Origin of the sequence: Haloprofundus marisrubri, assembly GCF_001469955.1 — an archaeon.
GTDB classification, from domain to species: Archaea; Halobacteriota; Halobacteria; order Halobacteriales; family Haloferacaceae; genus Haloprofundus; species Haloprofundus marisrubri.
Window position 1 is genome coordinate 117,635 of the sequence record NZ_LOPU01000034.1, and the last position, 7,180, is coordinate 124,814.

A 7,180-nucleotide genomic window follows, 5' to 3' on the forward strand; every position below is an offset into this window, starting at 1 on the left:
TAACCCGACTACGCGTGAGAACCGGGTATGAGACGACTCCTCCGAAACGTCCCGTTCCGTCGGCTCTTCTTGGGGCGACTGGTGACGAACGCGGGCGACAGCGTCTACTACATCGCCGCGATGTGGCTGGTGTACGACTTGACCGGCGACCCGGCGATGTCGGGACTCGCCGGGTTTCTCTCCGCTGCGCCCTCCGGCCTGCAGTTTCTCACCGGACCGCTCGTGGACCGGTGGAAACTCAGACACGTCTTGGTCGGTACGCAACTGGTGCAGTTCATCCTGATTTGCTCGATTCCGGTCGCCGACGCCCTCGGAGCGCTCTCCGCGCCGCTGGTGCTCGTCGTCATGCCGTTGCTCGCGCTGACGAACCAGTTCGTCTATCCCGCGCAGACGGCGGCGTTACCGCGCATCGTCGACCGCGACGAACTCGTGTCGGCGAACTCGCTGTTCTCGCTGGCGTATCAGGGCGTCGACGCCGGGTTCAACGCGCTCGCCGGCGTGCTCATCGCCGTCGTCGGCGCGGTGACGCTGTTTCTGGTCGATGCCGTCACGTTTCTCGTCGCCGCGTTGCTGTTTGCGGGCGTCGTCGTACCGCCGTCGGCGCAGACGGACGACTCGTCGGCCGCCGAAACGGGTGAGTCGGGTGAGCCGGGTGAGCCAGACGGACCCGTCGTCGCCGATGGTGGGGACGACGAGAGCGGTGAGAAAACCGACGGTGGCGGCGACAGCGACGGCGACAGTGGTGCCGACGCCGACCTGTCGTATCTCACCTCGCTCAGAGAGGGCATCGACTACCTTCGAGGAACCGTCGTGACGTACATCGTGGTCGGTGCCGTCGTCGTCAACTTCGCGTTCGGGGCCGCGCTCGCGTCGCTACCAGCGTACGCCGACGGTCTCGGCGGTGCGGGCGTCTACGGTGCGTTCATGGCGGCGGTCGCGGGGGGAATGTTCGCCGGCGCACTCGGGGCGTCGAAGGTCAAATCGAGACGGTTCGGTCGATTCAACATCGTCGGCTTCTCTGTGAGCGGGACGCTGTGGCTCGCTTCCGTCGCCGCCGCTACGACTGCGAACGCCGTGGCGCTCGTAATCGCGCTGTTCGCGGTTGCGATGGTGCCGGTCGGCGCGGGCAACGTCCTCATTTCGGCGCTCGTGCAGTCGATAGTGCCGGACCGACTGCTCGGACGCGTCTCCTCGGTCATCGGGAGCGCCGCGTCCGCGGCGGTTCCGTTCGGGTCGCTCGTCGGCGGGGTCGTCGCGGGCGCGACGTCGCCGGCGGTGCTGCTCGTCGCCGCGGGCGTCTCGCTGCTCTGTCTCGGCGGCTACTGGGCGGCGGTGCCGACGCTGCGCCGGATGCCTTCTATCTCGGAGACCGAGACGCTGCGCATCTGACCCGACGATTCGACGCTCGGGTTCGGCGATACCCTTTTTTCGTCTCCGCATCTACCCAGACTCGATGACAACCGCTCCTTGGCGCTGGTGGTCGCCTGCTTCGGGAGCGGACAGTCCCGCCGTCGTCGTCGCCGCGGCGTAACCCGGCGACCCCGACGCGGGCGCTCACTCTTCTCTCTCGCCCGTATCGCGTTCGAGTATCCGAAATCACCAGCACACATGCACGAGTTCACCGTCACGCCGTATCGCGTGGAGGGCGACGTCGACTACGACCGCCTTCTCGACCAGTTCGGCGCTAACGCACTGACAGACGAACAGCTAGCCAGTTTCCCACAACCGCCACACCCGTTGCTCCGCCGCGGGGTGTTCTACGCCGGCCGCGACGTGGAACGCTTTACGAGCGCCGCCAGTGCGGGAGAGACCGTCTCAATCGTCACGGGGCGCGGTCCATCGGGACCGATGCATCTCGGCCACGTCTTACCATTTTACTTCGCAAAGTGGTTGCAGGCGGAGACGGGCGCGTACGTCTACGTCCCCCTCTCGGACGACGAGAAGTACTTCTCGAAGAACCTCGACTTCGACGAGATACACGAACACACGCGCGAAAACCTTCGGGACCTCGTTGCAGTCGGTTTCGACCCCGAGCGAACGCGCTTCGTCGTCGACACCGCCGACGCAGACGTGGTGTATCCGCTGGCCGCCGAGTTTGCGGCGGATATCACGCCCGCGACGGTGGCGGCCACTTACGGCGACCCGCCGAACGTCGGATTGGGGTTCTATCCGGCAGTGCAGACGACGCATCTCCTGTTGCCACAACTGCTTCACGGTCGTCATCCCACGCTCGTCCCCATCGCCGTCGACCAAGACCCCCACATCCGCGTTTGCCGCGACATCGCCGGCAAGCAGCGCTACGACGTGGAGAAACCCGGCGCGCTGCTCTCGAAGTTCCTCCCTCGACTCGGCGGTGGGGGCGGCAAGATGAGCAGTTCGGGCGACGACCCAAGCATCTATCTCACCGACGACCGCGAGACGGTGAGAGAGAAGGTGTCGAAACACGCCTTTTCGGGCGGTCGGTCTGACGTCGACGAACACCGCGAGAGAGGCGGCGACCCCGAGGTTGACGTGGCGTACCAACTACTGTTCTCCTTCTTCGAGGACGACGACGAGACGGTCGAACGGCTGGCTCGGGAGTACCGCGCCGGCGAACTGTTGAGCGGCGAGATGAAGGCGCACGCCGCCGACCGAATCGCCGACTTCTTGGAGGCGCATCAGTCGCGGCGGCCCGAGGGGCCGATTGGGGAGGTGGTCGAACCGTATCGTCTGACCGACACCGAGCGCGCACGACTGCGACCGCAGGTATTCGACTGAGGGGGGAGTCCGAGAGTCTCGGCGCGCTCTGTCTCGTCGCTGTCTGCGCACGCCCGCGCCGACGCGCTGGGAGAGGTATCCAGTGCCGTGACCGACACTGACGGCGTGAGAGCCGGTATCGAGGCCCGAGGGAGCGCGCGCCAAAAACAGTTAAACCGCTCCGACGGGTAGCACGGAGCATGCAACACGTGAAGGTTCCGCAGGACCGCATCGGTGTTCTCATCGGTGACGGCGGCGAGACCATGCGCGAAATCGAGAGTCAGGCGGAGGTCCGCCTCGACATCGATTCCGAGTCCGGGTCGGTCGCTATCGACTCGGTCGGCGACCCCGTCACGGGTCTCGTTGCGCCGGATATCGTCCAAGCTATCGGCCGGGGGTTCTCCCCGGAGGCTGCGCTGTCGCTTCTGAACGACGAGATGCGAATGTTCGACCTCATCGACCTCGACGAACAGACTCGAAACAAAAACGACCTCCAGCGGCAGAAAGGCCGACTCATCGGTGAGAACGGTCGGACGCGACAGCTGATGGAGGAACTCAGCGGTGCGGAAGTCGTCATCTACGGGTCGACGCTCGGCATCATCGGCCAACCCGAGGAAGTCGAAGCGGTCCGCCGTGCGGCCGGGATGCTTCTCGACGGCGCTCCCCACGGCGCGGTGTACTCGTTCCTCGAACGCAAACACAACGAACTCACCCGCGGGTTCGACGTCTCCTCGGACTGAACTCCCGGCGACGCCCGCCCGCGTTAGACTACTTATACCCACCATGAACGGACGGTTATTTCGCTTGTCAAAAGTCCTCACGTGTGCCGGTTTGACATAGCACTGTTCGACAGGTTTTTATAGAAGCACAAACAATCACGGCGTGATTATGTCTCAGCGACGCCGGATGGGCAATCAGCCCATGATCGTACTGTCGGAGGACAGCCAGCGAACGTCCGGAAAGGACGCCCAGTCGATGAACATCACCGCGGGCAAAGCCGTCGCGGAATCGGTCCGCACGACGCTCGGCCCGAAAGGGATGGACAAGATGCTCGTCGACTCCTCGGGCGGCGTCGTCGTCACGAACGACGGCGTGACCATCCTCAAGGAGATGGACATCGACCACCCCGCGGCGAACATGATCGTCGAAGTCTCCGAAACACAGGAGGACGAGGTCGGCGACGGCACCACCTCCGCCGTCGTCATCGCGGGTGAACTCCTCGACCAGGCCGAGGAGCTACTCGACTCCGACGTTCACGCAACCACCATCGCGCAGGGTTACCGACAGGCCGCCGAGAAAGCCAAAGAGATTCTCAACGAGGAAGCGACCGAGGTCTCGAAAGACGACCGCGAGACGCTCGTCAAAATCGCCGCGACGGCGATGACCGGCAAAGGCGCAGAGAGCGCGAAGGACCAGCTCGCCGAACTCGTCGTCGACGCCGTGCTCGCCGTCGCTGACGAGGACGACATCGACACCGAGAACGTCAGCGTCGAGAAGGTCGTCGGCGGCGCCATCGACAACTCCGAACTCGTCGAGGGCGTCATCGTCGACAAAGAGCGCGTCAACGACAACATGCCGTACGCGGTCGAAGACGCCGACGTCGCGCTGTTCGACGGCGCACTCGAAGTCAAAGAGACCGAAATCGACGCCGAAGTCAACGTCACCGACCCCGACCAGCTTCAGCAGTTCCTCGACCAAGAGGAAAAACAGCTGCGCGAGATGGTCGACAAGCTCGTCGACGTCGGCGCTGACGTCGTGTTCGTCGGCGACGGCATCGACGACATGGCCCAGCACTACCTCGCCAAAGAGGGTATCCTGGCAGTGCGCCGCACCAAGAGCGGCGACCTCAAGCGTCTCGCCCGAGCGACGGGCGGCCGCGTCGTCTCCAACGTCGACGACATCGAGGAAGACGACCTCGGCTTCGCCGGTTCGGTCGGACAGAAGGACATCGGCGGCGACGAGCGCATCTTCGTCGAGGACGTCGAAGAGGCCAAGTCCGTGACGCTCATCCTCCGCGGCGGTACCGAACACGTCGTCGACGAAGTCGAGCGCGCCATCGACGACTCCCTCGGTGTCGTCCGCACGACGCTCGAAGACGGCAAAGTGCTCCCCGGCGGCGGCGCACCCGAGACGGAACTCGCACTGCAGCTCCGTGACTTCGCCGACTCCGTCGGCGGCCGCGAGCAACTCGCCATCGAAGCGTTCGCCGACGCGCTGGAAGTCATCCCGCGCACGCTCGCCGAGAACGCAGGTCTCGACTCCATCGACTCGCTGGTCGACCTGCGCTCGCGTCACGACGGCGGCGAGTTCGGTGCAGGCCTCGACGCCTACACCGGCGACGTCATCGACATGGACGAGGAGGGCGTCGTCGAACCCCTCCGCGTCAAGACGCAGGCCATCGAGTCCGCCACCGAGGCGGCCGTGATGATTCTCCGCATCGACGACGTCATCGCGGCGGGCGACCTCCGCGCGTCCACCGACGACGGTGGCGACGACGAGATGCCGCCGGGCGGCGGCGGCATGGGCGGTATGGGCGGCATGGGCGGTATGGGCGGCGCGATGTGAAGCTAGGGTAAAACCGACCTTCTCGACCCCCACCGCACCCGCTTCGCACCGCTTCTCGACCGTCGGCCCCGACGCCGATTCCGAATTTTTCGCGTCCACTGTACTCGACAGTGGCGACGCTCCGTTCGGTGTTATCGACAGGAGCGTCGACGGGAGAATCGGGTGCTACACCCGCCTGTGTAGAACGACTTCGATATGCAAGCCCAATCGAGAACTCGCTCATCTCCCCACACGGAGACGGGAGAACATCATGTCGGAGAGTCGACGGACGTTCGTTCGAGGTATCGGCGCGACGCTCCTCGCGGTGGGTGTCGCGGGATGCACAGATATGGGCGGGCAGACGGGTGACGGCAACGACGACGCGCAAGCCCAAGAGGGCGAGACCGACACTGGCAATGACACCGAAACCGGTGCGGAAACCGAAACCGAGACGACGGCGACGGACACGGACACACCGACGGAAACCGCGAGTAACGACACTGCCGGCAACGGCACTGCGAACGACACCGCGGATACGAACGCGACCGGCAACGCGAGCGACGTTCAGGGAACGGTCGGCGAACAGTCACAGCAGGACCTCCAAATCGTCGAACACAGCTACTTCCAGCGCGGCGGACAGAGCGGCGTCGAGGGCATGATACGGAACACCGGAGACACGACGTACGAACTCGTTACGGTCCACATCACGCCGCGGGCCGACGAGACCGACGAGAGCGCGAAGCAGTACCCCGAACAGCAGGTCAACTACCGCGACACGCTCGCTCCGGACGCGACGTGGGAGTTCGAGATGGCGTTCAACGCTCCGGAGGGGCGGACACCCGACAGCTACGTCATCTGGGTCACCGGTCAGGAGAACGCCTGAGCAGCGCTTGACCGCGTACTCTCAGTTCGGGGCCCCTTACGGCCACTATCTCGCCCCTTCGAAGGGGGTTTGGTGAGACCCAGTCGGCGAGAACATCGCACGGGGCGAACGGGCAGCACGCCTCGAAAGTTAGAATGACTGCTGATTGTCGTGCTCGTAGCCGACTACCGGCGGGTCGCGGTCGCTGTAGCGCGGGCGGCCGACGGCGTTACGCTGGACGCCGTTGAGAATCGAGAGTCGGAGGTCGTCCATCGTCTCGTAGGTCTGGCTGCCGGAGGTCCGAAGCACCCGCGCCAACGGGTCGCTCCCGCCGCCGGGGTACGTGACTTCGACGTCGTCGTACGCCGAACAGAGTTCGTCGGTGTCGGTGGGAAACGACTGCTCGTCGAGCAGTTCGAGAACGCGGTTGATGTCCAAAGAACGGAGCGTTCCCCCGGTGTCTGACTCCTCGTCCATGACAGGCGAGAGTGCAGTGCCGACGCTGAAGTCGCTTTGGTGGGCTTCCGATGAGACTCGCGTCGTCGACTCCGACGGCCGGAGACGACTCTCTCCCAGCGGTGAGAGACTGCTACGAGCGACAAAAATCACATCCCGACCCTCGTGGTACGCTGTCGCGCATGACTGCAGTCAAAATCGTGAAAGTACTCGGTACCTCCGAGGAGTCGTGGCAGGACGCCGCCGAGGAAGCGTTCCGGCAGGCGAACAAGACCATAGACGACATCAGCGGCATCGAAATCGAAGACTGGACGGCGAACGTCGAGAACGACGAAATCGTCGAATACCACGCGACGGCGGAAGTTGCGTTCCCGGTACACGACGGGGAGGTGTAACGACGGACCACAGCGCTCGGCCATTTTCTAAGAGCACGATGGGAGTCACGCGAGCGTCAGCGAGTGTGACTACATCGTGCGAGCGAGAACAAGCGAAGCGAGTTCGAGCGAGCACGATGGGATTTGAACCCACGGCCGTCGGATTAGAAGTCCGACGCTCTATCCAGACTGAGCTACGTGCCCTCTG

General features: G+C 64.5%; 7 protein-coding genes and 1 tRNA gene. 6 read left to right on the plus strand and 2 right to left on the minus strand.

Features of this window, described 5'->3' with window-relative positions:
* The first annotated feature begins 27 nt into the window (after positions 1–27).
* From AUR64_RS17595 to AUR64_RS17615, 5 genes are all read left to right on the plus strand, one after another.
* A complete protein-coding gene (locus AUR64_RS17595) occupies positions 28–1,389 on the plus strand; it encodes an MFS transporter (protein WP_058583270.1) in 1,362 nt (453 codons plus the stop codon).
* Positions 1,390–1,608: 219 nt separating this feature from the next.
* On the plus strand, positions 1,609–2,757 hold the full coding sequence (locus tag AUR64_RS17600) for a tryptophan--tRNA ligase (protein ID WP_058583271.1): 1,149 nt from the start codon (positions 1,609–1,611) through the stop codon (positions 2,755–2,757).
* 179 nt (positions 2,758–2,936) lie between these two features.
* Positions 2,937–3,476: a KH domain-containing protein gene (locus AUR64_RS17605; protein ID WP_058583272.1), complete on the plus strand. Its 540-nt coding sequence runs from the start codon at positions 2,937–2,939 to the stop codon at positions 3,474–3,476.
* Positions 3,477–3,657: 181 nt separating this feature from the next.
* Positions 3,658–5,301: a thermosome subunit alpha gene (thsA, locus tag AUR64_RS17610; RefSeq protein WP_058583273.1), complete on the plus strand. Its 1,644-nt coding sequence runs from the start codon at positions 3,658–3,660 to the stop codon at positions 5,299–5,301.
* A gap of 250 nt (positions 5,302–5,551) precedes the next feature.
* Complete coding sequence (locus AUR64_RS17615) at positions 5,552–6,163, plus strand: hypothetical protein (RefSeq protein ID WP_058583274.1); 612 nt, start codon at positions 5,552–5,554, stop codon at positions 6,161–6,163.
* 129 nt (positions 6,164–6,292) lie between these two features.
* Here the strand turns inward: AUR64_RS17615 and AUR64_RS17620 are convergent, their stop codons facing one another.
* A complete protein-coding gene (locus tag AUR64_RS17620; protein WP_058583275.1) occupies positions 6,293–6,619 on the minus strand; it encodes a DUF5789 family protein in 327 nt (108 codons plus the stop codon).
* Positions 6,620–6,780: 161 nt separating this feature from the next.
* Here AUR64_RS17620 and AUR64_RS17625 point away from each other — a divergent pair, with 161 nt between their 5' ends.
* Positions 6,781–6,993, plus strand: a complete 213-nt coding sequence (locus AUR64_RS17625; RefSeq protein ID WP_058583287.1) for a dodecin family protein — start codon at positions 6,781–6,783, stop codon at positions 6,991–6,993.
* A 108-nt stretch (positions 6,994–7,101) separates the two neighbouring features.
* On the opposite strand, the gene AUR64_RS17630 is transcribed toward AUR64_RS17625, so the two are convergent.
* A tRNA-Arg gene (locus AUR64_RS17630) sits at positions 7,102–7,176 on the minus strand.
* Between the last annotated feature and the right edge of the window lie 4 nt (positions 7,177–7,180).